Source organism: Pseudomonas sp. Ma2-10 (assembly GCF_054330215.1).
Genome location: NZ_JBTEYL010000005.1, coordinates 36,356 through 59,926 on the forward strand (window position 1 = coordinate 36,356; position 23,571 = coordinate 59,926).

The 23,571-nt window shown below is 56.6% G+C and carries 21 protein-coding genes and 3 pseudogenes; 13 read left to right on the plus strand and 11 right to left on the minus strand.

The window, feature by feature from the left end:
- The first annotated feature begins 39 nt into the window (after positions 1-39).
- Positions 40-981, plus strand: coding sequence for a class I SAM-dependent methyltransferase (locus ACXPVS_RS08800; RefSeq protein ID WP_458509579.1), 942 nt, complete (start codon positions 40-42; stop codon positions 979-981).
- A gap of 111 nt (positions 982-1,092) precedes the next feature.
- On the opposite strand, the gene ACXPVS_RS08805 is transcribed toward ACXPVS_RS08800, so the two are convergent.
- The 4 genes from ACXPVS_RS08805 to ACXPVS_RS08820 form a co-directional block, all read right to left on the minus strand.
- Positions 1,093-1,815, minus strand: a complete 723-nt coding sequence (locus tag ACXPVS_RS08805; RefSeq protein ID WP_458509580.1) for a GNAT family N-acetyltransferase — start codon at positions 1,813-1,815, stop codon at positions 1,093-1,095.
- 84 nt (positions 1,816-1,899) lie between these two features.
- Positions 1,900-2,469 (minus strand): YceI family protein, encoded by a 570-nt coding sequence (locus ACXPVS_RS08810; protein WP_458509581.1) that lies wholly within the window; start codon positions 2,467-2,469, stop codon positions 1,900-1,902.
- Between the two features lie 410 nt (positions 2,470-2,879).
- A complete protein-coding gene (locus ACXPVS_RS08815; protein ID WP_458509582.1) occupies positions 2,880-3,527 on the minus strand; it encodes a hypothetical protein in 648 nt (215 codons plus the stop codon).
- A gap of 577 nt (positions 3,528-4,104) precedes the next feature.
- Complete coding sequence (locus ACXPVS_RS08820) at positions 4,105-5,463, minus strand: MATE family efflux transporter (RefSeq protein WP_458509583.1); 1,359 nt, start codon at positions 5,461-5,463, stop codon at positions 4,105-4,107.
- Positions 5,464-5,698: 235 nt separating this feature from the next.
- Here ACXPVS_RS08820 and ACXPVS_RS08825 point away from each other — a divergent pair, with 235 nt between their 5' ends.
- The 5 genes and pseudogenes from ACXPVS_RS08825 to ACXPVS_RS08845 all read left to right on the plus strand — a co-directional run bounded on the left by ACXPVS_RS08825 (position 5,699) and on the right by ACXPVS_RS08845 (position 10,456).
- A complete protein-coding gene (locus tag ACXPVS_RS08825; RefSeq protein ID WP_458509584.1) occupies positions 5,699-6,463 on the plus strand; it encodes a COG4705 family protein in 765 nt (254 codons plus the stop codon).
- Positions 6,464-6,492: 29 nt separating this feature from the next.
- Positions 6,493-6,930 (plus strand): hypothetical protein, encoded by a 438-nt coding sequence (locus ACXPVS_RS08830; protein ID WP_458509585.1) that lies wholly within the window; start codon positions 6,493-6,495, stop codon positions 6,928-6,930.
- 96 nt (positions 6,931-7,026) lie between these two features.
- Entirely contained in the window at positions 7,027-7,692 is a 666-nt protein-coding gene (locus tag ACXPVS_RS08835; protein WP_458509586.1) for a response regulator, read from the plus strand.
- Positions 7,668-9,023 (plus strand): ATP-binding protein, encoded by a 1,356-nt coding sequence (locus ACXPVS_RS08840; protein WP_458509587.1) that lies wholly within the window; start codon positions 7,668-7,670, stop codon positions 9,021-9,023. The genes ACXPVS_RS08835 and ACXPVS_RS08840 overlap by 25 nt, the downstream gene beginning before the upstream one ends.
- Positions 9,024-9,296: 273 nt before the next feature.
- Positions 9,297-10,456: pseudogene (locus ACXPVS_RS08845) on the plus strand (IS1182 family transposase).
- 212 nt (positions 10,457-10,668) lie between these two features.
- On the opposite strand, the gene ACXPVS_RS08850 reads toward ACXPVS_RS08845, so the two are convergent.
- Positions 10,669-12,528, minus strand: coding sequence for an ABC transporter ATP-binding protein (locus tag ACXPVS_RS08850; protein ID WP_458509588.1), 1,860 nt, complete (start codon positions 12,526-12,528; stop codon positions 10,669-10,671).
- Between the two features lie 338 nt (positions 12,529-12,866).
- Here ACXPVS_RS08850 and ACXPVS_RS08855 point away from each other — a divergent pair, with 338 nt between their 5' ends.
- From ACXPVS_RS08855 to ACXPVS_RS08865, 3 genes and pseudogenes are all read left to right on the plus strand, one after another.
- The gene (locus ACXPVS_RS08855) at positions 12,867-13,163 is read left to right on the plus strand and encodes an ArsR/SmtB family transcription factor (protein ID WP_458509762.1); all 297 of its coding nucleotides are present in this window, start codon (positions 12,867-12,869) and stop codon (positions 13,161-13,163) included.
- 55 nt (positions 13,164-13,218) lie between these two features.
- Positions 13,219-14,229, plus strand: a complete 1,011-nt coding sequence (locus ACXPVS_RS08860; RefSeq protein ID WP_458509589.1) for a zinc-dependent alcohol dehydrogenase family protein — start codon at positions 13,219-13,221, stop codon at positions 14,227-14,229.
- Positions 14,230-14,325, plus strand: a pseudogene (locus ACXPVS_RS08865) (transposase domain-containing protein); the annotation flags it as partial.
- A gap of 201 nt (positions 14,326-14,526) precedes the next feature.
- Here ACXPVS_RS08865 and ACXPVS_RS08870 read toward each other — a convergent pair.
- Positions 14,527-14,943, minus strand: coding sequence for an SRPBCC domain-containing protein (locus tag ACXPVS_RS08870; RefSeq protein WP_458509590.1), 417 nt, complete (start codon positions 14,941-14,943; stop codon positions 14,527-14,529).
- A gap of 321 nt (positions 14,944-15,264) precedes the next feature.
- Here ACXPVS_RS08870 and ACXPVS_RS08875 point away from each other — a divergent pair, with 321 nt between their 5' ends.
- Positions 15,265-16,980, plus strand: coding sequence for an amidase (locus ACXPVS_RS08875; protein WP_458509591.1), 1,716 nt, complete (start codon positions 15,265-15,267; stop codon positions 16,978-16,980).
- A gap of 64 nt (positions 16,981-17,044) precedes the next feature.
- Here ACXPVS_RS08875 and ACXPVS_RS08880 read toward each other — a convergent pair whose 3' ends face one another.
- The gene (locus ACXPVS_RS08880) at positions 17,045-18,106 is read right to left on the minus strand and encodes a sterol desaturase family protein (RefSeq protein WP_458509592.1); all 1,062 of its coding nucleotides are present in this window, start codon (positions 18,104-18,106) and stop codon (positions 17,045-17,047) included.
- Between the two features lie 98 nt (positions 18,107-18,204).
- A complete protein-coding gene (locus ACXPVS_RS08885) occupies positions 18,205-18,462 on the minus strand; it encodes a c-type cytochrome (protein WP_458509763.1) in 258 nt (85 codons plus the stop codon).
- A 174-nt stretch (positions 18,463-18,636) separates the two neighbouring features.
- On the opposite strand from ACXPVS_RS08885, the gene ACXPVS_RS08890 reads away from it, so the two are divergent.
- The 3 genes from ACXPVS_RS08890 to ACXPVS_RS08900 all read left to right on the plus strand — a co-directional run bounded on the left by ACXPVS_RS08890 (position 18,637) and on the right by ACXPVS_RS08900 (position 21,904).
- On the plus strand, positions 18,637-19,197 hold the full coding sequence (locus ACXPVS_RS08890) for a lipid-binding SYLF domain-containing protein (protein ID WP_458509593.1): 561 nt from the start codon (positions 18,637-18,639) through the stop codon (positions 19,195-19,197).
- A gap of 193 nt (positions 19,198-19,390) precedes the next feature.
- Positions 19,391-20,686 (plus strand): cardiolipin synthase, encoded by a 1,296-nt coding sequence (gene cls / locus ACXPVS_RS08895; RefSeq protein ID WP_458509594.1) that lies wholly within the window; start codon positions 19,391-19,393, stop codon positions 20,684-20,686.
- A 456-nt stretch (positions 20,687-21,142) separates the two neighbouring features.
- Positions 21,143-21,904, plus strand: a complete 762-nt coding sequence (locus tag ACXPVS_RS08900; protein WP_458509595.1) for a protein kinase — start codon at positions 21,143-21,145, stop codon at positions 21,902-21,904.
- Between the two features lie 15 nt (positions 21,905-21,919).
- Here the strand turns inward: ACXPVS_RS08900 and ACXPVS_RS08905 are convergent, their stop codons facing one another.
- The 3 genes and pseudogenes from ACXPVS_RS08905 to ACXPVS_RS08915 all read right to left on the minus strand — a co-directional run bounded on the left by ACXPVS_RS08905 (position 21,920) and on the right by ACXPVS_RS08915 (position 23,529).
- The gene (locus tag ACXPVS_RS08905; RefSeq protein ID WP_458509596.1) at positions 21,920-22,378 is read right to left on the minus strand and encodes a GNAT family N-acetyltransferase; all 459 of its coding nucleotides are present in this window, start codon (positions 22,376-22,378) and stop codon (positions 21,920-21,922) included.
- 231 nt (positions 22,379-22,609) lie between these two features.
- A pseudogene (locus ACXPVS_RS08910) lies at positions 22,610-22,738 on the minus strand (hypothetical protein); the annotation flags it as partial.
- Positions 22,739-22,788: 50 nt separating this feature from the next.
- The gene (locus tag ACXPVS_RS08915) at positions 22,789-23,529 is read right to left on the minus strand and encodes a TorF family putative porin (RefSeq protein WP_458509597.1); all 741 of its coding nucleotides are present in this window, start codon (positions 23,527-23,529) and stop codon (positions 22,789-22,791) included.
- Positions 23,530-23,571 lie beyond the last annotated feature (42 nt).

Genomic DNA, 23,571 nt, shown 5'->3' on the forward strand with positions numbered 1-23,571 from the left:
GGTTAAAATGCCGCCCCAACAAATGGCTGGCCCTGCCCGATGAACGCTGACGCTCTCTCCACCCTCCACGACCATTTACTGATAGCCCTGGCAGCGGCCCCCGCTGAAACCCGCCGGCTGTTCCACGGCCGTGGCCGGTGCTGGCCGGGGCTGGAGCAATTAACCGTCGACTGGCTGCAGGGCGTGGTGCTGGTGTCGCTGTTCAAAGAACCTGAAGCGTCACAGCTGCAAGCGTTGAAACAGAAGCTGATGGACCTCACCCAATCGCCTGCGTGGATGCAATCCGGCGCGCATACACTCTTGCTGCAACATCGCTACCTGCTGCAAAGCACCACCGAGTGGCTGTTGGGGGACGCGATCGACGAGATGACGATCACCGAGGGCGGCCTGCATTACCGGGTGGACCTGGGACGTAAACAGAACACTGGCCTGTTTCTCGACATGCGTTACGGCCGCGACTGGGTGCGGACCAATGCCCAGGGCAAGCGCGTGCTGAATCTGTTCGCCTACACTTGCGGATTCTCGGTAGCCGCCATCGAAGGGGCTGCGACGCACGTGGTCAATCTGGACATGTCCAGCCCGGCCTTGAGCCGTGGCCGAGACAATCACCGGCTCAACGGCCACGACCTGAGCAAGGTGACGTTCCTCGGTCACGACCTGTTCAAGTCCTGGGGCAAGGTGATCGGCAAAGGCCCTTACGACCTGGTGATCATCGACCCACCGTCCTTTCAGAAAGGCAGTTTTTTGCTGACCAAAGACTACCAGCGCGTGCTGCGCCGACTGCCGGAACTGCTCAGCCCCCAGGGCACAGTGCTGGCATGCATGAACGATCCGGCGTTCGGTGCGGACTTCCTCATCGACGGCGTCACCCGAGAAGCACCGAGCCTGCGTTTCGAGCAACGGCTGGACAATCCGCCAGAGTTTCCCGATGCCGATGTTGAATGCGGGTTGAAGGCGTTGGTGTTCAGGCTGGAGGATTGAACACCAACGCAAACAACTCACCACTAGCGTCATGCGCATCTTGCGCCTCGAGGGCTCTACTTCCTTCCCATCGAAGAGCGTTGAGGCTTTTTTTGCGTTGAGTCGAAGCGACTAGACCAGCCGCAGCCGAGGGGAAAGCGCTGGCGCCGCACCTTCACCGAGTCGCTCCCGAACAAACTCATTCGCTTTGCGCGTCATCTGGTCCAGATGCCGGTCACGCTGTTTTTCCGCGTCGTGCATGGCCCGCTTGCCGTGTTTTTGCAGCAGGTACGTATGAATCTGCCGCACCTCCAGCGAGCTGTAGATCGCCGCCACGTCCAGTAGGGCCATCAAGCCGTCTGTGCCGTGGTCGCGGGTGTTCATCAGCACTTGAGTCGCGCGCACGCCCACGACCTGAAAGCCCATTGCCACAAAATACGGAACCTTGGCCACCGCGCACGTCAGCTCGGCATGCGGGTAGCGGCCGACCATTTCCTGCAGCATCCGCCGGGCAATACCTTGGCGTCGATGGCGGTCACTCACCGCCATATACGCAACACCGCATGCATCGGGATCGTCCTTGACCGGCAGGTACAGCAAAAAGCCGATGACCTTCTCGGGGTCGTCTTCGTCGGTCGCGACGAGCAACTCCACCGCAATCCCTTTCGCCCCGTTCAATGCTTCCAGATAGAGATGAACCTCATACCCGATCGCGTACTGATACACGTTGTACAGCAGGTTGCTCGGCGCGATAGCGACCATGCTGATGTCGGTCAGGTAATCGACCACCATCTGCAGGATCTGGCTATTGATGTGCTCGGGGCACGGGGTTTTGAAATGGGTGATCTGGGGCATTCGTGGCTCTGACTCTGGGGCGGGCGTGAAGAGTGTGTTCGCGGGCGTGGCTATCATAACCGACGCCACGCGCGCCTGGCCGAGTTACCGCTGCGGCGCAACCATCCGAAACCGGATATTGATCTTGTCGGAGACGACACTGTCGGCCCATTCACCTTCACCGACTTTGAAATCGCTGCGTTTGAGCGTTAATTGGCCATCGAAAATCCCGATGGCGTTCTCGACCTTCAAGAGGACCGGTACCTCCACTTCATGCGAGATACCCCTGAGCGTGAGTTTGCCGGTGATCGAGTAACGGTTGTCGCCCAGTACGTTCACGCCGGTCGATTCAAACGTCGCCACTGGGTACGTTGCGGTGTTGAACCAGGCTGGTTTTTGCAGCTCGCTGTTGGCGTCGCTGCTTCCGGCGTCGATGCTGTCGAGCTGGAGGGTCAGCGCAGCCCGGCCTGCCGACGGGTTCGCCGTGTCGAAATCAAGCGAGGCCTCGAACTTGCGGAACGTACCGTACACCCGCGAAGAGAACTGTTTATAGGTGAAGGAAATAGTGCTGGCAGTTTCATTCACCTGCGTGTACTCGACCGCCTGGACGCAAGGCAACGCGCCGAATGCAAGGGCTGCCACCAACACGGAGCAGGTCGGGAATCGGTGTTTCATGGGATTCTCCGGTTGAGTTCCCGTCATGAGCTGAGGCGCTGCACACGTGAGCCCGCGATAGGTGGACTAAAGCAAACAAACGCCGTTAATTCCACCTGGCGCTCAGACTATTGCTTACTCGGGTCGCGAGGATGGCAATACCCTCCATTTAACGTCCGCCGCCCTGCACCCGGTAGCCTCGGTCGATGTTGCGGCCGCATTGACAGCTATCGCTCAAAAAACGCCGATCAATCAGACCGTGGAAGTGGCCGGAATAAGTTGACCACTACAAGTGTTTAGTGTCTGGAAGCATCCGGCCTTCCGACTCATAAAAAACGACCTCCCTGATGCAGGTCTTTATTGTCACCTGCACAAAGAAGGTCGCCCCTGTCAGCTCCGTATAAGCGCTAAGGCTTACACGCGGAACAGGCCTAGCATGCGCTCGCTACTGCCCGAGGAGAAACAACGACGCAACCCTGTAGTTTCACCCGCTGAGTCAAAACCAGCATCGTCAGGAAACCTAGTGCAATCAGTACCGGATACGCCATCAACAATTCGGAAAGGGAGTACTTCCAGGCTAACGGGCGCCCGACCCCCAGCATCGCCGCATACATCCAGGACACGGCCGACAGCGAGCCGCAGAACAGCGCCAGCATCCGTGCGCTGAAGCCAAGATTGAGCAACGAGCCTGCCTTTTGCAACGCGGGCAATACCAGGCGATGCAACAAGATGCCGTTGTAACTCAGCAACACGACAATAATTACTTTGGCGTGAAGCTTGGGATTCATAAAGTAATTCATACCTTTTTCCAGGTAATCAATACCGATGATAGCGATACCCGTCACCCACAATGCTATCAATGCAACGATGACAGACGTCTGAAGACTTTCCAGATGAGCAGTATCATGCTCAGTGAATGTTTTCCGTTTTAACACGTCTCTAACCATCGCAATATCACTGGTCAATACCAAACCAATGGCCACACAACACGACACTAAATGAACGTAAATAACGCCCAATCGCAAAAACTCCATGCACTCTTTATTTTCAAGCAGGCTCATAATTGTATTTATCGCCACGGTACTTTTTCCACCTTATTCGACAGTGCAGATCGGTCTTTAACAGGGCACTCAACTCTTCGAAACCCTGCGCGATCTTTAACTTTTATAAGATATGCCAACTCATAGACTTGGCACTGCTTAGCCCATTGATTCACCTGGTAAATCAATGACCGGCTTATTTATTGCCTCCTGAATTTCAGGTAAAAAAATCCCCAATAGCATTCAATGCACATGAGGTTATTTTTCCACTTCGTGTCTGCGGCTGCAGGAGCAGGTCTTGGGTGACGTGCTGCAAGATCAGAGGCCCAGGATCCTGGAATGTTCATTTTTTGAGCATCCCACCGACAAACGGCGGCTATTGTGAACGCCCCACACGCCGGTACTAACTCATCAACTTCCCTGTCAGCCCCATGATAACTGGGCTGGTGAATTACAGAGGCTTCCACTGATATCTATTGGATCCATTAGTTGTTGCGCAACTTACGAACAATGCAATAGCGAGCAGCTCGCACTTAGGACCTGCCCCACTGAAACAGTCATACTTTTAGCAGTCCACTCGCCGAGCAAGGGATGACAACAGGTGCCTCCTGTCCGTCTACACCAACCGTTCAATCTTCTGATGCTGCCAGACCATTTTGTAATACGCCGTCTGCAATACCAGCATCCCCAAATACGCCACCGGAAACGCCATCCACACCCCCTGCAACCCGAAGTGCCCGTCCAGCACATACGCCACCGGCAACTGCACCCCGACCACACAAATAATCGAAATCGCCATTGGCACCAGCACCGACCCGCTCGCGCGCATGATACCGCCGACAATCGCCTGAAAGCCGAACACCAACAAACTCCAGAGCATGATGTGCAACAGATGTTCCGCCTTCGCCCGGGTGGAATCATCCGTAAGGAACAACCCCAGCAACCAGTGCGACAACAGATAACCCAACACCACCAAGCTACCGGTCAGGCACACGTTGATCAAAAGCCCCGTACGCAGAATCGGTCCCATGCGCTCAAGACGCCCTGCCCCAATCGCCTGAGCACCAAGGATCGATGCCGTGATCGCAATCGACAGCGCTGGGAACTGCACATAATTCACGATCTGCGTCACCGCGCCGTACGCCGCCGTCGCTTGCGAACCGTGCTGATTCACCAGCGCCAGAATCACCAACTCCGATACCGACAACACCACCATCTGCAACCCGGTCGGCAACCCAATGCGCAACACCTTGCCGAGAATCGACAGATCCAACCGCATCGCCGCAAACATTTCCCGATCCGGCGCCAACGGGTGCCCTTTGCGAATCAACCGCCACGCCAACCACCCCATCGCCGACAAGTTGCCCGCCAACCCCGCATACGCCGCACTCTGAATCCCCATCATCGGCAACCCGAACCAACCCCGAATCAACGCTGGCGTCAGCGCCAACCCGATACACGTCGACACCACCAAGGCAATCAACGGCGAAACCGTATCGCTCACCCCGCGTAGCAGTTGAGTGAAGAGCACGTAGACCAGGAGGGACGGCATGATCCACATCATCACCTGGGCGTAGGACACGGCGTCGTCGATAACGTCTGCCGGGGTGCCCAAGCCTTGTAAGGCTGGCCTTGCGAATACGCTGCCCAGTACTGCTGCTGTCAGGCCGATCATTGCGCCTAGCAATAAAGTTGTGCCGGCGATGGTTTTCACCAGGTGCGGTTCACGCGCGCCCCAGGCTTGGCCGATCAACACCCCGGCACCCGCGCCGAGGCCGATGACCAGGGCGATGAAGAAGAAGACGATGGGGAACATGCCGGACACGGCAGCCAGCGCTTGGGTGCCGAGCATTTGGCCGATATAGATGCTGTTGATGGTGCCCGACATGGATTGGAGGAAATTGGAAAGAACCATGGGAGCCAGGAAAAGAAGGTAGGTTTTCCAGAGAGCGGCTTGGGCGGCGGGGGTTTGCATTGAGGGTCCGTCTCGAGGTGGGCTCGTGTTGTGGAAATTCTACGCTAGGGGACTGGGCACCACCCGATTCGATTTCGCCGATCTGGACAGCATGAGTAGTGTCCGTTTTCGGCAATTAGAAGTTTTCCGAAAAGGATTCTGGCATTCACACCACCGCCCTCAGTCTCAGCTAAGTTTCTCTGCGTATCTTCTTCTCTACGCAAGTTCAGCGCAGATCAGGAGAGGCTACTCGCACATGAATCACATAAAAGCCGGATGGCTCAATAAAGTGCCCGAAGTGATGCTGTCTTTCTGGGTGATCAAAATTCTGTCAACGACCGTGGGTGAAACCGGTGCTGACTTCCTGGCAGTAGATGCAGGTTTCGGCGCGGGCTGGACCAGCATTGGTATGGCGCTATTACTGGCGTGCGCACTGTTTTTTCAGATGCGCAAAACAGCCTACTCGCCCTGGATTTACTGGTTGACCGTGGTGCTGGTGAGCATTGTTGGCACGCAGATCACCGACATCATGACCGACATGCTCGACATCAGTCTGTACGTCAGCACCGCAGTCTTCTCGGCCCTGTTGGCAATCAATTTTCTGCTCTGGTACCGATCGGAGCACAACCTGTCGATCCGCGAAATCGACACGCCACGGCGCGAATTATTTTACTGGTCCACCGTACTCTGCAGCTTTGCCCTGGGCACCGCCGCCGGGGATCTGGCCACTGAAGCGCTGGGGCTGGGATTCACCGTCGGTTCGGTGATATTCGGCGCACTGATTGCCGCGACGCTGCTGGCCTGGCGCCTGGGAGCCAATGTGGTATTGACGTTCTGGGTGGCCTACATCCTCACTCGCCCGTTTGGAGCCTCCCTCGGCGACTTGCTGACCCAGGCCAAGACCTATGGTGGCTTGGGCATGGGCGCCGCCTGGACCAGCGCCATCTTCCTGACCGTCATCGTGCTGTTGGTGGCGGTCGCGCAAGTCAGCATCGGCAACCGTAAAACCCTCGCTCAATAACCGTTCAGACACCTATCAAAGGAATCATCATGCGCTCCGTTCAAATGGCTCTTCGCCACGTAGCGATCATCTCGTCTTTGGTGCTGCTCGGCAGCATGGCCGGCTGCTCGAAACCTGCTGACAAACCCGGCGCCGGCACAGCAATTACCACATTGAGCGCGCCTGCTCAGTCTGGCTCAAAGCTGGGTGATCTGGGCGAGTTCCGGGCAATCGCCGCCGACGTTACCGCACTCGTCGAGAAAAACGACCTGCCCGCTGCCAAGACTCGCATCAAGGATCTGGAAACCTCTTGGGATTCCGCCGAAGCCGGCATCAAACCCCGCGCGGCCGCCGACTGGCATGTACTGGACAAAGGCATAGATCGTGCGCTCAATGCGCTTCGAGCGAGTTCAGCCAAGCAAAACGAATGCAAGGCGACAATGGATGATTTGCTCAAAGCCTTCGATTCGATGAAAGGCAAACCGTAAGCATGCACGGAGCCGGCGGCGGACAAACGCCGATTCAGGTGCTTCAATACAGGCGCGATGGTTGTGACCGTCGCGCCTTTTTCTATCGGAGCGTGCATGCGAATTCTACTGGTCGAAGATGACCTGATGATTGGTGAGGCCATCGAGGGTGCGCTCAACGATGCGAGCTACGCCACCGACTGGGTGAAAAACGGCCTCACCGCCCTGGCGGCTCTGGACACCCAGACCTATGACCTGGTGCTGCTTGACCTCGGCCTTCCCGGCAAAGACGGGCTTGATGTGCTGGATGTCATTCGCGCTCGTAACAACCCTGTTCCATTGATCGTTATCACCGCACGCGATGCCCTCGACGATCGCTTGCGTGGCCTCGATGGCGGCGCTGACGACTTCTTGCTCAAACCCTTCCCGATGGCCGAGTTGCTGGCGCGCATGCGCGCTGTATTGCGCCGACGCGGCGGTAACGCTCAATCGGTGCTGGATAACGCAGAGGTATCGTTAAATCTCGTCTCTAAGCAGGCCACCACCGCCGAAATAACCGACGCCCAACTCACCAATCGAGAATTCGCCCTTTTGCAGGCGCTCTTGATAAGACCTGGCGCCATTCTGTCGCGTAGCGAACTTGAAGACCGCATTTATGGCTGGGGCAATGAAGTGGAAAGTAATGCAGTGGAGTTTCTGATCCACGCATTGCGACGAAAGCTGGGAAACCATGTCATAAAAAACGTTAGGGGTATGGGATGGATGGTTTCAAAAGGCGCTTGAGGGACTCGGTACAGTTACGGCTTTCTATAACACTGTCGCTAGCCATTCTGATCGTCGCATTACTGGCCGGTGTGTTCGCTTTCGTCTCCGCATTCGATGAGGCGCACGAAATGCAGGACGACGCCCTGCGTCAGGTAGCAGCACTGTTTGATCGACAACAAATGACGCTGCAGTATCCCAGTGGAGAACAGATCGTTGGCGACGACGAAGACTCTAGGGTCATCGTGCAATACCTGGCCGATAGCGAGCATGCGACCGGCAATAACGACGCGGCCATACCCTTACCCTTTCCCGTGACGCTGGCCGATGGTTTATCGACGTTGACGATCACTGGCGAAAAGTTTCGAGTCTTGGTCAGAACGACGACAGAAGGCAGGCGTATCGTGGTTGCTCAAGAAGCAGACGTCCGCGATAAGGGCGCGCGCGAAAGCGCCTGGCGCAGTCTTTTGCCCTTCTTCATTCTCCTTCCGGTGCTGCTCCTGGTGGTGGGTGATTTGGTACGCAAGATGTTCCGTCCGATTGCCACGCTTTCGGCCGAAATCGATCAGCGCGACAAGCAGGCTTTGCATCCTATTAACGAGAGTCACCTGCCGGTAGAGATCCGGCCTTTCGTCGTGGCTATCAATCGATTGCTCAAGCGCGTCGAGCAGGCCATGGAAGCACAACGTCGGTTCATTGCTGACGCAGCCCATGAATTACGATCTCCAATGACGGCTCTATCACTGCAAGCGGATCGATTGAAGTCTACGCAGATGTCAGCCGACGCCCAAGAACGCTTTTTGCCATTGGCTCAGGGGATCGAGCGCAGCCGAAAACTGATCGAACAACTGCTGGCCTTGGCAGCCGCACAATCGATTACCGAGCGGCCACATACATCAGTGTCCATACATGAGCTTTTTCGGCGGGTACTGGAGGACTTGCTGCCATTGGCAGAGCATAAGGACATTGATATTGGTGTTGAAAGTCTCCTGGATGTTCAAGTCATCATCAACGAGATGGACTTGTTCATCCTCCTCAAGAACCTGGTCGACAATGCAATTCGCTATACCCCTCCTGGAGGCCGTGTCGACCTTAAGGTCGGATTGGATCGGGACACAGTCATTATCGAGATCAAGGATTCGGGGCCGGGCATCAGCGTTGCAGAACAATCTCTAGTGTTTGACCCGTTTTACCGCAGCTTAGGAACCGACGAAACGGGTTCCGGGCTGGGTTTATCGATCGTCACAGCGATCGCAGATCGTACTGGAGCACGTATCCAATTGAGCTTTTCAGATGAAGTGAAGCAGGTCGGGCTACGTGTTTCTGTCTGGCTAAAAAGGCATGAGTTCTAGCACTACTCATACGTTCAGTAGCCTGCATAACCGACACGACATATTGATGACCTCAAGTTACTCATACATCTGGCAAGCCCTGTATGAGCTGAAGACTCTTAAAGCAGTGAAGCAGCACCTCGCCTCGGTACTAACCGGATATTGACCTTCCAAAACTGCTGCTCTTGGCCGATGTCTGCCTGTCGCCAAGGGCTGCAATCGGCCCAGAGTGTGTAAAAACGCTTTCGCGAACCCTTGCTATGATTTCTGAGGACTTCATCGTAAGGATCGCCCATGAAGCGCTTCATCCAAGGTGAACATCGGGGCCAAAGTACATTGCTCCCAAAAGCCTCGACGATTACGTGACCGATACCAACCCGGTGCGTGTAGTCGATGTCTTCGTCGACGAACTCGACCTGGTCACTTCGGAGAAAATCTCGTCGCCATCGACGGCAGCCAATTCAAAGCTGTCAACAATCGTGACCGCAATTTCACCAGCGCCAAACTGAAGCGGCGAATGGAGGAAATTGAATCGAGCATCAATCGTTATCTGACGGCACTCGATGCTGCTGATCGGGAAGAGCCCAAGTCCGCAGAGCACAAGGCTGGGGGGCTGGAAGAGAAAATTGCCAAGCTGAAGAAACAAATGAAGGAGATTCAGGCGATTGAAATCCAGCTCAACGACTCGCCGGACAAACAGGTCTCACTGACCGATCCAGACGCCCGCTCCATGATGACGCGCGGCACTGGAATCGTCGGCTACAACGTGCAGACAGCGGTGGATACCCAGCACCATTTGATCGTTGCGCATGAGGTCACCAACGTGGGCTCCGACCGCTATCAACTCAGCTCGATGGCCAAGCAGGCCCGCGAGGCCATGGGCTTGGAAACGCTGTCGGTAGTGGCTGACCGAGGGTACTTTAAAAGCGAAGAAATCCTGGCCCGTCACGATGCAGATATCACCGCCTACGTGCCGAAGCCAATGACATCCGGAGCCAAAGCGGACGGGCGCTTCAATAACGATGTCTTCATCTATGACGCGGCAAAAAAACGAATACATTTGCCCGGCTGGCGAGGCGCTGATTTGGCGCTATTCCTATGTTGAAAAAGGCCTGAAGTTACACCGTTACTGGCGTTCGAAATGCCGGGGCTGCGCAATGAAACCGCAGTGCACACCGAGCACGGAACGGCGAGTTCGACGCTGGGAGCATGAAGCCGTACTGGAGGAAATGCAGGATAGGCTGAGCAACGCGCCGGACATGATGCGGATCCGAAAACGGACTGTTGAGCATCCCTCCGGGACGCTCAAGCAATGGATGGGCGCGACACACTTCCTGACCCGAAAACTTAACGGGGTGAGTGCAGAGATGAGCCTGAATGTGCTCGCCTACAACCTGAAAAGGGTCATGAAAATCATCGGCGCCACTGACTTGATGAACGCGTTAACGGCGTAAAAACCGGTCTTTGTTACCCCATCCAAAGGACTTTAAGAGGCTGTTGAGCCGTTTTAACTGTTCCAGGAAACGTCATGGCCATGATCAGTGAGTGAAACGTGAGCCGGGCCTCTTAGCGTCGACAGAGAAAACCCAATTCGGCGTTTTTACACACTCTGGGCCGGAAGCGGACGTCGGTCCGCCCACTACTCTCCTTTGCGCCCCCTTCACGCTCACGCCTGATCCATAGCCTCGACCACGCCCTTATCCTCACCCAGGAACCCGCCGCTTTGATGCTGCCACAGCCGCGCATAGACGCCGTTCTTTTCGAGCAATTGGGTGTGGGTGCCCTGTTCAATGATGCGTCCGTCATCCATGACGACGAGCCGGTCCATCGCCGCAATCGTGGACAGCCGATGGGCGATGGCGATCACGGTCTTGCCCTGCATCATGTGATCGAGGCTTTCCTGGATGGCCACTTCAACTTCCGAGTCCAGCGCGCTGGTGGCCTCGTCAAGAAGCAGGATCGGAGCGTTCTTGAGCATCACCCGGGCAATCGCGACGCGTTGGCGCTGGCCGCCCGACAGTTTGATGCCGCGCTCACCCACAAGGGTGTCGTAGCCGGTATGGCCTTGTCGGTCGCTCAGTTGGCTTATGAACTCATCAGCCTGGGCTGACGCTGCGGCACTGCGGATTTGCGCGTCGGTCGCATCGGGACGGCCGTAGGCGATGTTGTCGCGAATGGAACGGTGCAGCAGCGAGGTATCCTGCGTGACCATGCCGATGGCGCCGCGCAGGCTTTCTTGCGTCACTTTTGCGATGTTTTGGCCGTCGATGCTAATCACCCCACTGTCGACGTCATAGAAGCGCAGCAGCAGGTTGATCAACGTGGATTTGCCAGCACCGGAGTGGCCAACCAGGCCGATTTTTTCGCCCGGGCGGATGCTCAAGCTCAGACCATCGAACACTTGGCGTTCGCCATTGTAGTTGAAGATCACATTTTCGAAGGTTACCGCGCCGCCGGAGGTCACTAGCGCTCCCGAACCAGGGGCATCCTGCACCTTGGCGCCCATGGTCAGCGTCGCCATGCCATCCTGTACCGTGCCGATGCTCTCGAACAGCGAGGTCATTTGCCACATGATCCAGTGCGACATGCCATTGATACGCAACGCCATAGCGGTGATTGCCGCCACGGCACCTGCACCCACCTCACCCTGATGCCACAGCCACAGCGCATAACCACCTGCGGCCATGATCAACGCCACCACCAATGCCTGGTTGACGATCTCGAATTGGCTGACCAGGCGCATCTGGCGAAAGCCGGTTTGCTTGAAATCCTCCATCGCTGCACGCGCGAAGTGCGCTTCACGATTGGAGTGGGAGAACAGCTTCACCGTAGTGATGTTGGTGTAGGCGTCTGAGATACGGCCGGTCATCATCGACCGCGCATTAGCCTGTTCCTGCCCGACTTTCCCCAAGCGAGGCACGAAGTACAGCATGGCAAGCCCGAACAACACCACCCAGCCAACAAAAGGCAGCATCAGTTTCAGTGCGAAGCCGCCGGCCAGTGCGATGATTGCGATGAAATACACCCCAATCCCGGGGGCGATCTCGATAAGGGTGAATAGCACGTCGCGCACGGCTAGCGCAGTCTGCATCACCTTGGTAGTGACCCGACCGGAAAACTCATCGGAAAAAAACGAAAGGCTTTGCCTCAGCATCAGGCGATGGAAGTCCCAGCGCAGCCGCAACGGCAGATTGATCGCCAATATCTGGTGCTGCACCATGGTGCGCAACGCCACTAGCCCGACGCTGGTCACCATTACGATGCCCATACCCCACAACACACGACTTTCCTGCGCTGCGGCCTCACCGCCTGCCTGCCAAGTCGAGAGCAAGTCCACGATCTGCCCGAGGAAGGAAAACAACCAGGCTTCGTAAATCGACACACCGGCACTGAGCAGTGCAAACAAAAGGATGTAACCACGGGCGCCCCGCGTGCAAGCCCACAGGAACCGGGCCAGGCCATCGGGTGGTGGTGGTACCTCGTCGGGAGGAAAGGGGTCGAGCTTTCGTTCAAATGCACGAAGCATGGGGGTCTCCGAAACGATCAAGTTAAGGGTATTCTGCCATTGAACCGTTGCGTTGAGGATTTGGCGAAGTTAAAGGTCCGGTCGTCTAAAAAGGAGACTCCGAGGACCACCGCACATGTTTTCATCGCCACCCGTCTGGATCGCTTCATCGCCGACAAAGATGCGATCGTAATAGGGCGGGGAAGCGACGAGAAAGTGCTGACCTTCGACAGCAATCATTCAACGCGTCTACAAAAACAGGGTCGATTCAGCCGGATGCGTTTTTTGATTTCAAACCCTGTCGAAGGGCAATAGATTACTTATTGAACATTTCGCAAAAAAGCGTAACATCAGCGACCATGATACTCGACCAGCTCAAAGCCCTGGGCAATGACACTCGCATGCAAATGATGGAGTGGCTCAAAGACCCTCTCAGTAATTTCCCACCTCAGGATCATGGCGATCCTGCGATAGGCGTGTGCGTAACCCATTTGCAGCACAAGGCCGGGCTCTCACCTTCTACCGCGTCTGCACACCTAGCTATCTTGCAACGTGCAGGCTTCGTGCTAACCACCCGCATCGGAAAATGGACTTACTACCGGCGCAATGAGCAGGCAATTGATGACTTTGCGGCCAGATTGATCATCGAATTGTAATTTTTAAATTTTCATTTCGTTATTTCGCGTAATTAGAAAATATGAGGAACCCCCTATGAGCAGCAAAACTATCTTCGTTCAACCCGGCGGCGGCTATGAAAAGGTTGTGCTTGGCAGCAGCGAAGTCCAAGCCGCCGCGCGTGGCGAAATCACCGTACGCCTTCACGCCAACTCGCTCAACTACCACGATTTCGCGGTGGTCAGCGGTATGTGGGGCCCTAGCGAAAAACGCATCCCCATGGCCGATGGTGCAGGTGAAGTCATTGCTGTCGGCCCAGATGTCACTGAATTCAAGGTGGGTGACTCGGTCGTCAGCACCTTCTTCCCGGAGTGGATCGACGGTGCGCCACTGGTTGAAGGCTTTGTAAGCGTGCCAGGTGATGGCATTGACGGCTACGCTCGTGAGCAAGTGACGGCCAAAGCCACATCGTTCACCCTCGCGCCTACTGGCTACAGCCATGCCGAAGCGTCGACGCTTACCACCGCTGGCCTTACTGCATGGCGCGCGTTGATGGCCGATGACTCACTCAAGCCGGGCGACACCGTGCTCGTTCAAGGCACTGGTGGCGTTTCAATTTTCGCCCTGCAGTTCGCAAAAATGGCCGGTGCTACCGTCATTGCTACCTCTTCCAGCGACGAAAAACTTGAACGTCTGACAGCGCTAGGCGCTGATCATGTGATCAATTACCGCAAAGACCTTAACTGGGGCGAAACTGCACGCGCTCTAACGGGTGGCCGTGGTGTTGACCACATCATCGAAGTCGGCGGCCCTGCGACGCTTGAGCAATCGATGATTGCAATTCGGGTCGCTGGTCACATCTCCGTCATCGGGATATTGAGTGGCGTAAGCGGTGCAATGAATTTTGTACCGGCACTGATCAAGCAAGTGCGACTGCAAGGTGTATTGGTGGGTAGCCGCAGCCAACAGCAAGACATGATCCGCGCCATCAATGCTAATGGCATGCGCCCGATTATTGATCGTCATTTCCCTTTGAGCGAGATTGTCGAAGCGTTCAAGTATCAGGAAACCAACCAGCATTTCGGCAAAATTTGCCTGGATATCTAAGCACACATGAATGGGCATGATCCGTATGCCTCTTTCAAGGATGTGCTGACACGGCTGCCGACGCAGCGGACGAGAGAAATTGGCCCATTACTGCCTGTCGCCACCGGCAGTTATGGGTCGATTTCTGTCTGTCGCGAAGGACTGCAATCGACCCAGTGCAGACGTTCGCTAAGCTGCAGGGTGGATAAGCATTTGCAACGATTCCGACCCGCTGTCGGAAGCGGGCAGACTGCTTTGAGGCATAGGCGAGTACGCGAAGCTTTAATTGATCGGGTGCGGCCTCTATGGGCTTCGCTGTTACTCCCTGGTGAATTGCCGCTCGACGTATCGAGCGAAGCGGTTAAGGACGATTTGCCATTCCTTGCGCTGCTGATCTTCCGGCTGCGTTGATTCGGCGTCGAAGGTCTGACGAATCGTGACGCCCTTGTCGGATTCGACAAAATCTAATCGAACCACTCGACCGTCGTCATCTCGAAATTCAATCAGTCGGTTTGGCGCTATCTGGGTGTAGGTGGCCGCGAAGTCGAATCCCGGAGTCCCGTCGTTGGCTTCAATGCGCAACAACAGCTTCCCGCCAACCTTCAGATCATTCGATGCCCTAGTGGTGTGCCAATCATCAGAGGCGTCCCATTGCACGATATCCTCGGGATTATTAAAAGCTTGCCAAGTATCAGCGATGGGAGCGGCAACACTCGATTCAATGCTGATTTTCATAAAGTCACGACCATTCCTACAGTTCAGCGTATGGAAGCACTGAATGACGATTGAATCCATCGGTGAAGCAAAACATCAATGGCTTGCCATTGCTGGGTCTTCTCAACACGGTCATCGAGGTATTTGAGGATGTTGTCTACCACCGGGAACTGTTTACCACAGATGCCTCTGCTCCCGGCTTGGTGTTAAATAGAGCGCGAAAAGCAGCGCAACGAGAACACCGATGAATACCTTTTTTGAGAGCAGTGATGTCCCTGAGCCCAACATTCAGCGCGATGGAAACATCCATCGCGTCGCCCATCAGCAGACGGTGGTAACAGCATGATTGAGGTCACCGAAGTTTCCATTGCCGAACTGCGTGCTGCGCTCGAGTCTGGTCGGACCACTGCGGTTGGTCTGGTCCTGGCCTATCTCGCCAGAATCGATGCCTACGACGGCGCCAACACGCCCACCGCTCTCAACGCGGTAGTGGTTCGAAACCCCGAGGCGCTGAACGAGGCACAGGCGTCCGATACTCGTCGGGCCAAGGGCGAGACCCTGGGTCCGCTCGATGGCATTCCCTATACGGCCAAAGACAGTTATCTGGTGAAGGGGCTCACCGCCGCCTCGGGAAGTCCGGCCTTCGCGAACCTGATTGCTTATCGCGATGCGTTCACGATCGAACGGCTTCGCGCGGCTGGCGCGATCTGCCTGGGCAAAACCAACATGCCGCCCATGGCAAACGGCGGCATGCAGCGCGGGGTCTATGGCCGTGCGCAGAGCGCGTACAACGCTGACTATCTCACCGCGCCCTTCGCCTCGGGTTCATCAAACGGCGCCGGTACTGCAACTGCCGCCAGCTTCGCGGCATTCGGCCTCGCGGAAGAAACCTGGTCGAGCGGACGCGGCCCTGCATCGAACAATGGTCTGTGTGCCTACACACCTTCGCGCGGGGTGATTTCGGTGCGCGGCAACTGGCCGTTGACGCCGACGATGGACGTTGTCGTGCCGTTTGCCAGAACCATGTCCGACCTGTTCGAAGTGCTCGACGTGGTGGTGGCGGATGATCCCGACACCCGTGGCGATCTGTGGCGGATGCAACCCTGGGTGCCGATTCCGAGTGTCGCTTCGGTGCGCCCCGCTTCCTATGCCGAATTGGCGGTGAAGTCCGATGCACTGGCAGGAAAGCGCTTGGGTGTTCCGCGCATGTACATCAACGCGGATCCCGAAGCAGGCACGAGCGATGCACCTGGCATCGGTGGTCCGACAGGGCAGCGAATCATCACCCGTCCTTGCGTGATCGGGCTGTGGGAAGAGGCTCGTAAAGCACTCGAAGCCGCGGGTGCGGAAGTGATCGAAGTCGATTTCCCGATGGTCTCCAATTGCGAGGGTGATCGTCCCGGTACGCCGACCGTGTTTACGCGGGGCATGGTGTCCAAAGAGTTCCTGCACCATGAGTTGTGGGACCTGTCGGCCTGGGCGTTCGATGATTTTCTGCGGGCCAATGGCGATCCCAAGTTAAACCGCTTGGCCGATGTCAACGGACCGCTGATTTTCCCCCACGACCCGGGCACGCTCCCCAACCGGGAGGACGACCTGGCCGCCGGCATGGACGAGTACGTGAAGATGGCCGAGCGCGGCATCACACCGTGGGACCAGATCACCACACTGCCTGACGGGCTGCGCGGACTTGAGCAGACGCGTCGAATCGATCTTGAAGACTGGATGGATCGGCTGGGGCTCGATGCGGTGCTATTCCCGACGGTTGCCGATGTGGGTCCGGCGAATGCCGATGTCGATCCGAAGTCTGCGGATATCGCGTGGAGTAACGGCATCTGGGTCGCCAACGGCAACCTCGCCATCCGGCACCTGGGCGTCCCCACGGTCACCGTGCCGATGGGCGTCATGGCGGACATCGGCATGCCCGTCGGGCTGACATTTGCCGGTCGTGCCTATGACGATTCGACGCTGTTGCGCCTGGCTTCGGCGTTCGAGTCGATCGGGACGAAACGATTGATCCCGCCTCGCACCCCACCCTTGCCAGTTGGCCAACAATAGAAAGGGCGGAATTGGGGCGTTACACGCTCCAATCCCTTCCACTGGTTGACCGTCGTCCCGGCGTTCAGCGCCAACGTCGACGGAACAGTGCCAACGAGCGTTTTTCGAGGAAACGCGACGGCCATTCCATGACCCGTCTGGTGGGGATCTTGCGGGCGATGTCCACAAAGGGCGTGACGATCAGACTATAGAGCGTCAGGTAACGGTCGTGGTCCTGCTTGCCAGTACCGAACTGAATAGGCTCGGGCGTCGAGTGCGTGACGTAGAGCGTACCGAACATCCAGTCCCAGAGTGACAGGTTGGTACCGAAATTCTTGTTGAAGTGTCGGGGCGCGTCACTGTGGTGAATCTGGTGCTGCGCCGGGCTGTTCAGTACATGCTCGACCACGGGGCCGAAAGAAAGCCAGACATGGCTGTGACGCAGGTTGGCCGCCAAGGCATTGAGGATCAAGACCATATACGTAACGCCGAACAAGGTGTACCGGCTGATCTCCCCGCCACAGGCGTACCAGAAGACACCGGCAAAGGCGCCGAGGCAGACCGTGTCAGTCAGCTTTTCGACCATTTTTTCCATAAAGTGAATCCGGCTTGCCGTCGCCGGCACCAGGACGGGCGCGGAATGATGTACTTTGTGGAACGCCCACAGATACCGGGAATGAAAGGCGCGATGGCCCCAGTAATGGGTGAAATCTTGCACCAGAAACACGCCCAGCCCGTAGAGCAAGGAAAGTGAGAGGTTCTCCCCCACCTGCGCGCGCGCGCCCCAAAGATTGTTGAAAAATGAGATGTAGTCGCCGGAGCGCAGGACGTACGGATCGATCAGGCCAACAAGGGGCACCACCAGCGCGACCTTCAGGATGGCCCGCACGAAGTAGTACCGATAATCCAGCAACGCCGAGGGATGAAAGTGAACCCGGTGCCCGCCGATGAACTGCCAGAAAGAACATGCGTCGCTCAGCCCGCGATATTTTCTGAAGCGATACAGGCTGTAGGCGATGCTGTAGGACAAGCAGAGAAACACGATACTGAAGCGGCCGTTCATATCGAAAATGCCAAGAAACTGATCCGTGACAGGCTCGATCACCCACTTGATCAGGTGGTCATACAGAAACGCGAGTACACCCATGAACGGCTGCCCCTCCGTCAAAAAAGGGGGAATTGTAAATCAAATCAGAACCACCGGGTGCTCCGCGCCTGGCGAATGCCCTCGACAGTCGCAAAGTCCTACTGCGGCTGCAACGTCTGAAGGTACGCCAACAGGTTGTCGATTCTTTCCGGGGCGCTGAGCCCCCAGAAGATCCCGAATGAACCGCGTGCCGACTCTGCGACCTGATGGCAGCCGCCGCATATCCGCTTGAACAGTGTCGCACCCGCTTCAGCATCGCCAGCCGCTTGTGCTTGGGCGCTGAATAAACCTGCACTGAGCACCAGGGCGACCACTTTGTTTCTGACGACGAACCCGGCCCTTGCGCAGTGGTCCAACCCACTGATGGCATCGCGACTGATCAGAGGCCTTGGTCCTGGTTCATTCAAAAGCGAAGCTTTGCAATTCACACACATTAGGGTGCGCCGGATAACGTTCAGTAGGTTCGGATCCTGTCTGGTGCAGGTGCTGACTGCTGCTTCCATCCCCTGCTCCCTTATCGGAGTAAGAAAATGACTCAGTCAATGCGCTACTTCCTATCGATCTTCCTCGCGGTAACCTCGTTGGCATCAGCGAGCCTGCTGAACAATGCAGGTGCGGCAACTGCCGAGGATCTGAATGCCGACTCCCGGCAAGCGTTGCAAACGCTTTACAAGGCCACTCCATTTGCCGAAACCATTTCGCACAATGCCAAAGCGGTGCTGGTCTTCCCGAACATCATTAAGGCTGGCCTTGTGTTTGGTGGCAGCTATGGCGAAGGCGTGCTGATGAAGGGCTCGAAAGTGGAGAGTTATTACAACTCCGTAACGGGGTCATGGGGGCTGCAGGCAGGCGCCCAATCGTACGGTTATGCGTTGTTCCTGATGACTGACAACGCCGTGAAATATGTTCGTGAGACCAAGGGTTGGGAAGTCGGCGTGGGACCAACCGTAGTCGTGGTTGACGAAGGGGTCTCGAAGAACCTGTCGAGTTCAACACTCAAGGACGATGCCTACGCGTTCATCTTCGACCAACAAGGGTTAATGGCCGGAGTCAGCATCGAGGGAACCAAGATTTCCCTGATCAAGCGCTGAAACCCGTCCATCAAGGCGCCTTGCGTAGTCCGCAAGACGCCCGGACAGAGCGTTATCACCATCCTCGCCAAGAGGAGGCCTAATGAATCTTCTAACCCGATGTAAGGGTGCATGTAGTGCTCTGGTGCTATGCGTGGCTGTGCTCCTGACATTTGTGATTGGCTCCAGTGCTTTGCCGAGGATAGTGCCCGACATGGCTCGCGCGCCCTCTGCGCCAGTGCAACTCGACGGGATACACGGACCTCTGTCAGCCGAGCGCAGCAAAGCCATTCTCGACCGACTCAAGTCCACGGGCGCAGAGACCAACATCTTCGATGTGCACCTCGCCATCGAAGAATCCGTTGCCGGTAGCCCGCTGACGGAAGGAAACAAGGTCGACTTGCTGCAGGACGGCCCCAGCACCTACCAGTCGATGATCAAAGCCATTGAGGCTGCGCGCGATCACATCAACATGGAGACCTACATCCTCGACGACGATGAAGTCGGCCAGCGTTTCGCCGCCGCACTGATCGCTCAGCAACGCAAAGGCGTACAGGTCAATCTGATCCGTGACAGCGTTGGAACCCTTGGAACACCCTCAGCATTTTTCTCTCGATTGACCGAAGCGGGCATCAAAGTGCTGGAGTACAACCCCATCAACCCGATGACGGCCAAAGCGGGCTGGGACGTGAACCAGCGCGACCACCGAAAACTGCTGATAGTGGACGGTCGTATTGCTTTTCTCGGCGGGATCAACATCAGCAGCGTCTATTCGGGGGGCTCGTTCAGCGATCACTCAAAGACTCGCTCCAATGGTGATTTGCCCTGGCGCGATACCGACTTGCGCATCGAGGGGCCTGTGGTTGCGGACCTGCAGAAGCTGTTCATCGGAACCTGGACGGCCCAGAAAGGTGAACCCCTCGCGCCTCGCCACTACTTTCCGCCCCAGGAGCGCAAAGGCACCGAGGTGATTCGCGCCATCGGCAGCTCGCCAGACGAGCCGTTCAGCCTGATCTATGCCACGCTGATTTCGGCGCTGCATAGCGCGCAGACCGAGATATGGCTGACTAACGCCTACTTCGTGCCCGATCCGCAGTTGCTGGCAGCACTCAAGGAGGCGGCAGCACGTGGCGTCGACGTCAAACTGGTGCTGCCCAGCAGCACAGATTCGTGGCTGGTGTTCCATGCCGGACGCGCCCACTACAGCGAACTGCTGGAAGCCAACGTCAAACTTTACGAACGCCGTGACGCGCTACTCCACGTCAAGACTGCCGTCATCGATGGTGTGTGGTCGAGTGTCGGCTCCACTAACCTCGACTGGCGCAGCTTTCTGCACAACGATGAAGTCAACGTCGTTGTGCTGGGCACCGGGTTTGGAAAAAAGATGCAGGCGGCATTCATGGCTGATCTGGCCAAGTCGAATGAAATCAAGCTGGAAAAGTGGCAGCGTCGCTCGCTCGCGTTGAGAGCCAAGGAGCAGATGGGGCGACTCTGGGAATACTGGCTATAGTCGAGTGGCGCGTCGTGAATGAGCAACGGAGCTGTGTGCGTTTTGCAATGGAGTGGCGCGTAAAGGTGCAGTACCTTGTGTTTGTAACGCCCACGTTCCGCAATCCATTCAGGTTGAGAGGTGAAACTCATGAACAACATCATCTACATCGTCGGGGTTGTTGTGATTGTCGTGGTTATCTTGTCGTTTCTCGGGTTTGCATAGAGTCCACGCCCGTCTCGTAATGGCAAGGCTGTACCCCTGCGCTAAAAAATCGCCTCTGTGAGTAAGGTAATTCAGGGGCCTGCCGATAACGACAAAGCGTCGCGCTCGATTGCCGGCGCTTCATGGACCAGAAAGCATTGGCAGGGACTTTACATGCGTCACCTCAGACACCTTACTTCCCCTCTGAATCAGCAAAAGATTGCTGGCGTCACCTTCCATTTAGATCCATCTGATCAGAACGAACTGGTAACGGTGCTTCAGCGTTTTTTTGCCAAGCCGGATCAACATGCTTTGCTGGATATTCCCGAGGAAACCCGCAGCGTGTTCCTGCTCGAAGGTGAGCGTAAATGGGTGTTGAAACACAACCGCCTGACCCACTGGAAAAAGCAGCTGCAGAATTTCCTGGGCCTCAAGCGTGTGTTCGGTCTGCATGACCTGACCAACGAATTCATCAACCTGTCCGTTGTGTCTGCCAAGTCAGAATCATCGCCCCGAGTGGCTGCATTCGGCCACGTCGGGCGTTTTCCGTTTCTCAAGGAAGAGTATTTGCTGGTCAATTTTTTCGACAACCATTGCAGCGTCGATGAACGACTGATCACCCAACCCGAACAGGCGCAAACGCTGCTGTTGGACATTTTCCAACTGTTTGGAGGGACGCTGGTCGAGGGGTTTGTTCACATGGACCCGCACCCCAAGAACATCTTGATTGGCCCTGATGGCAGGCTGCGCCTGATCGATTTCGAATGCTGCGCGCATTCGGTGCTCGATCACGACTTCAGCCTCGGCTTTCTGCTGGGTTATTTCTATCGCTTCTGGTTCAACACGTTCATATCGGTTGAACACTACAACGCGTGCTGTGAACGCTACCTGAAAAATCAGCATCCAGAATTGAACCGTGAGGTTTTCCAAGCGGTGTACGAGCGCTTTCGGGACCGTGATGTTTCCCGTAGCACGCGTTACCGCATCCTCACCTGCCCCAAGGCCCAAGCTGCATTCCTGCACGAGTTGATGTAACCGGCAGCGGTTGGTTCAGCCTTGTTTCAAATCGAGGCAGTAGGTGTAGTAACCCGTATCGCGCACATAGCCCAGGGATTCGTACAACCGTTGCGCGCCAGCATTGTCCGTGGCCGTTTCCAGCAACAGGCCTTTGGCGCCGGTCAACACTGCAAAGGCTCGCGCGGTGTTCATCAGCAACGTGCCGACCCCTTGCCCTCGGGCGGCGGGGGTTGTGAAGAGGTCGCCAAGCAGCCAGGTGCGGTGCGCGTCGATGGAGGAGAACGTCGGGAACAACTGGACGAAACCCAGCGCCTCGCCGCTGGGAGCCTGGGCGAAGAAAATCGCGGATTCGTCCCGGGCAATGCGCTCGGCGATGAAGTCGCACGACTGCGGCAGGTTCGATGGCTGGCCGTAGAAGCCTCGATAGGCGTCGAACAGGCTGGCGATTTTATCGACGTGGGATGCGTCGGCGCGCAGGGCCTGAATGTTCATGTTGATCGTCTCCTTGTGGATTGATTTGATGAGCGGAAAAAGGGACATGCCGATCCCGCGCATGTTCCAGCGGCCATAACGACCCGCCGGATCAGACAACGCCGGGATGTCATAGCGAGCGTTGTGGATGCCGCGACCTTGCCGAACACCACGCTCAAGTACAGCAGGGATGCCATTACACCGGCGCTGCCCGACCCGACGATGGCCGCCAGTGACGATCGCGGTGATTTACAGGTTCGCGCCGAGCCACAGAGTGAACTGGCTGTAGCGACTGCCATGACGCTCGGCCTTGGGGATGTAATCGATCGAACGTGTCTCGATCAGGGGACTTCGCTGCTGACTATCGTTGACCTTGGTCATTACGCTGTTTTCCTTTGAGGCACTTGTTTTTATGGTGTGGGCTCGAACGCTTAGAACGCCATGCTGGCACTGGCAACCACTGTGGCCGTGCACAAATCACCATAGCCGTACCAGCTCGTGCATTCGCTTTTCGACAGGTCAGTATCAATGTAGCTAAGGCCCCAGGTCACGCCCACGAAATCACGGGTCAACGTGGCTTCCCACTCGTTATAGGCATCACGGCTTTCGCCGCTGGCGGACCAGAAAGCCGGGTCTTTGACATCGTTGCGCCCCACGCGCAGGTCCAGGCCGATCTCGGCCGGCAATTCGATTTTGTAACTGAGGTAGGTGTAAAGGGTGTCCTGGTCCTCGCCAAAAAAGTTCGGCGAGTCTTTTGAGTAGTAAGCGCCGAGCTTCACGCCATAAACGTCAAGGACGGCGTAGACCTCACTCAGGTTGAATTGGCCCTCTTTTGGGTAGTCGTACTTGATGTACCCCAGATCGAGGCTGATGGCCTCCGTCGCCTGCCAGTAGTAGCCCGCGTAATACTCGAGTTCCTGTCGTGTCTTGAACTCGCCGCCGAAGTCGACACTCGAGGTCCAGGCGCCGACGTACAGGCCGCTGCTGTGCACCAGCGTGGCGCCGGCCTGAGCCGCCGGGTCACCCAAGGTTTGCGAAACGCCACGGGTGCGGTAGTCGCTGACGACTCCCAGGGTCATGTCCAGGTTGAAGTCATCGTTGAGTGTCAGTGCCTGGGTGGTCAGGGGTGCCAATACAAGCGTGGCAAGGGTCAATACTGAGCGTGCGTTCATACAAGTCTCTTATTTTTATGAAGGTGCGGGTTATTTCAGCCA

What these genes read in the sequence shown, in the direction of transcription:
- ACXPVS_RS08875 (WP_458509591.1), top strand. Translation starts at nt 15,265, where the DNA reads ATGATTGAGGTCACCGAAGTTTCCATTGCCGAACTGCGTGCTGCGCTC.
- ACXPVS_RS08890 (WP_458509593.1), top strand. Translation starts at nt 18,637, where the DNA reads ATGACTCAGTCAATGCGCTACTTCCTATCGATCTTCCTCGCGGTAACC.
- cls (WP_458509594.1), top strand. Translation starts at nt 19,391, where the DNA reads ATGGCTCGCGCGCCCTCTGCGCCAGTGCAACTCGACGGGATACACGGA.
- ACXPVS_RS08810 (WP_458509581.1), bottom strand. Translation starts at nt 2,469, where the DNA reads ATGAAACACCGATTCCCGACCTGCTCCGTGTTGGTGGCAGCCCTTGCA.
- ACXPVS_RS08800 (WP_458509579.1), top strand. Translation starts at nt 40, where the DNA reads ATGAACGCTGACGCTCTCTCCACCCTCCACGACCATTTACTGATAGCC.
- ACXPVS_RS08870 (WP_458509590.1), bottom strand. Translation starts at nt 14,943, where the DNA reads ATGAAAATCAGCATTGAATCGAGTGTTGCCGCTCCCATCGCTGATACT.
- ACXPVS_RS08840 (WP_458509587.1), top strand. Translation starts at nt 7,668, where the DNA reads ATGGATGGTTTCAAAAGGCGCTTGAGGGACTCGGTACAGTTACGGCTT.
- ACXPVS_RS08805 (WP_458509580.1), bottom strand. Translation starts at nt 1,815, where the DNA reads ATGCCCCAGATCACCCATTTCAAAACCCCGTGCCCCGAGCACATCAAT.
- ACXPVS_RS08905 (WP_458509596.1), bottom strand. Translation starts at nt 22,378, where the DNA reads ATGAACATTCAGGCCCTGCGCGCCGACGCATCCCACGTCGATAAAATC.
- ACXPVS_RS08830 (WP_458509585.1), top strand. Translation starts at nt 6,493, where the DNA reads ATGCGCTCCGTTCAAATGGCTCTTCGCCACGTAGCGATCATCTCGTCT.
- ACXPVS_RS08850 (WP_458509588.1), bottom strand. Translation starts at nt 12,528, where the DNA reads ATGCTTCGTGCATTTGAACGAAAGCTCGACCCCTTTCCTCCCGACGAG.
- ACXPVS_RS08835 (WP_458509586.1), top strand. Translation starts at nt 7,027, where the DNA reads ATGCGAATTCTACTGGTCGAAGATGACCTGATGATTGGTGAGGCCATC.
- ACXPVS_RS08825 (WP_458509584.1), top strand. Translation starts at nt 5,699, where the DNA reads ATGAATCACATAAAAGCCGGATGGCTCAATAAAGTGCCCGAAGTGATG.
- ACXPVS_RS08820 (WP_458509583.1), bottom strand. Translation starts at nt 5,463, where the DNA reads ATGCAAACCCCCGCCGCCCAAGCCGCTCTCTGGAAAACCTACCTTCTT.
- ACXPVS_RS08880 (WP_458509592.1), bottom strand. Translation starts at nt 18,106, where the DNA reads ATGGGTGTACTCGCGTTTCTGTATGACCACCTGATCAAGTGGGTGATC.
- ACXPVS_RS08855 (WP_458509762.1), top strand. Translation starts at nt 12,867, where the DNA reads ATGATACTCGACCAGCTCAAAGCCCTGGGCAATGACACTCGCATGCAA.
- ACXPVS_RS08915 (WP_458509597.1), bottom strand. Translation starts at nt 23,529, where the DNA reads ATGAACGCACGCTCAGTATTGACCCTTGCCACGCTTGTATTGGCACCC.
- ACXPVS_RS08860 (WP_458509589.1), top strand. Translation starts at nt 13,219, where the DNA reads ATGAGCAGCAAAACTATCTTCGTTCAACCCGGCGGCGGCTATGAAAAG.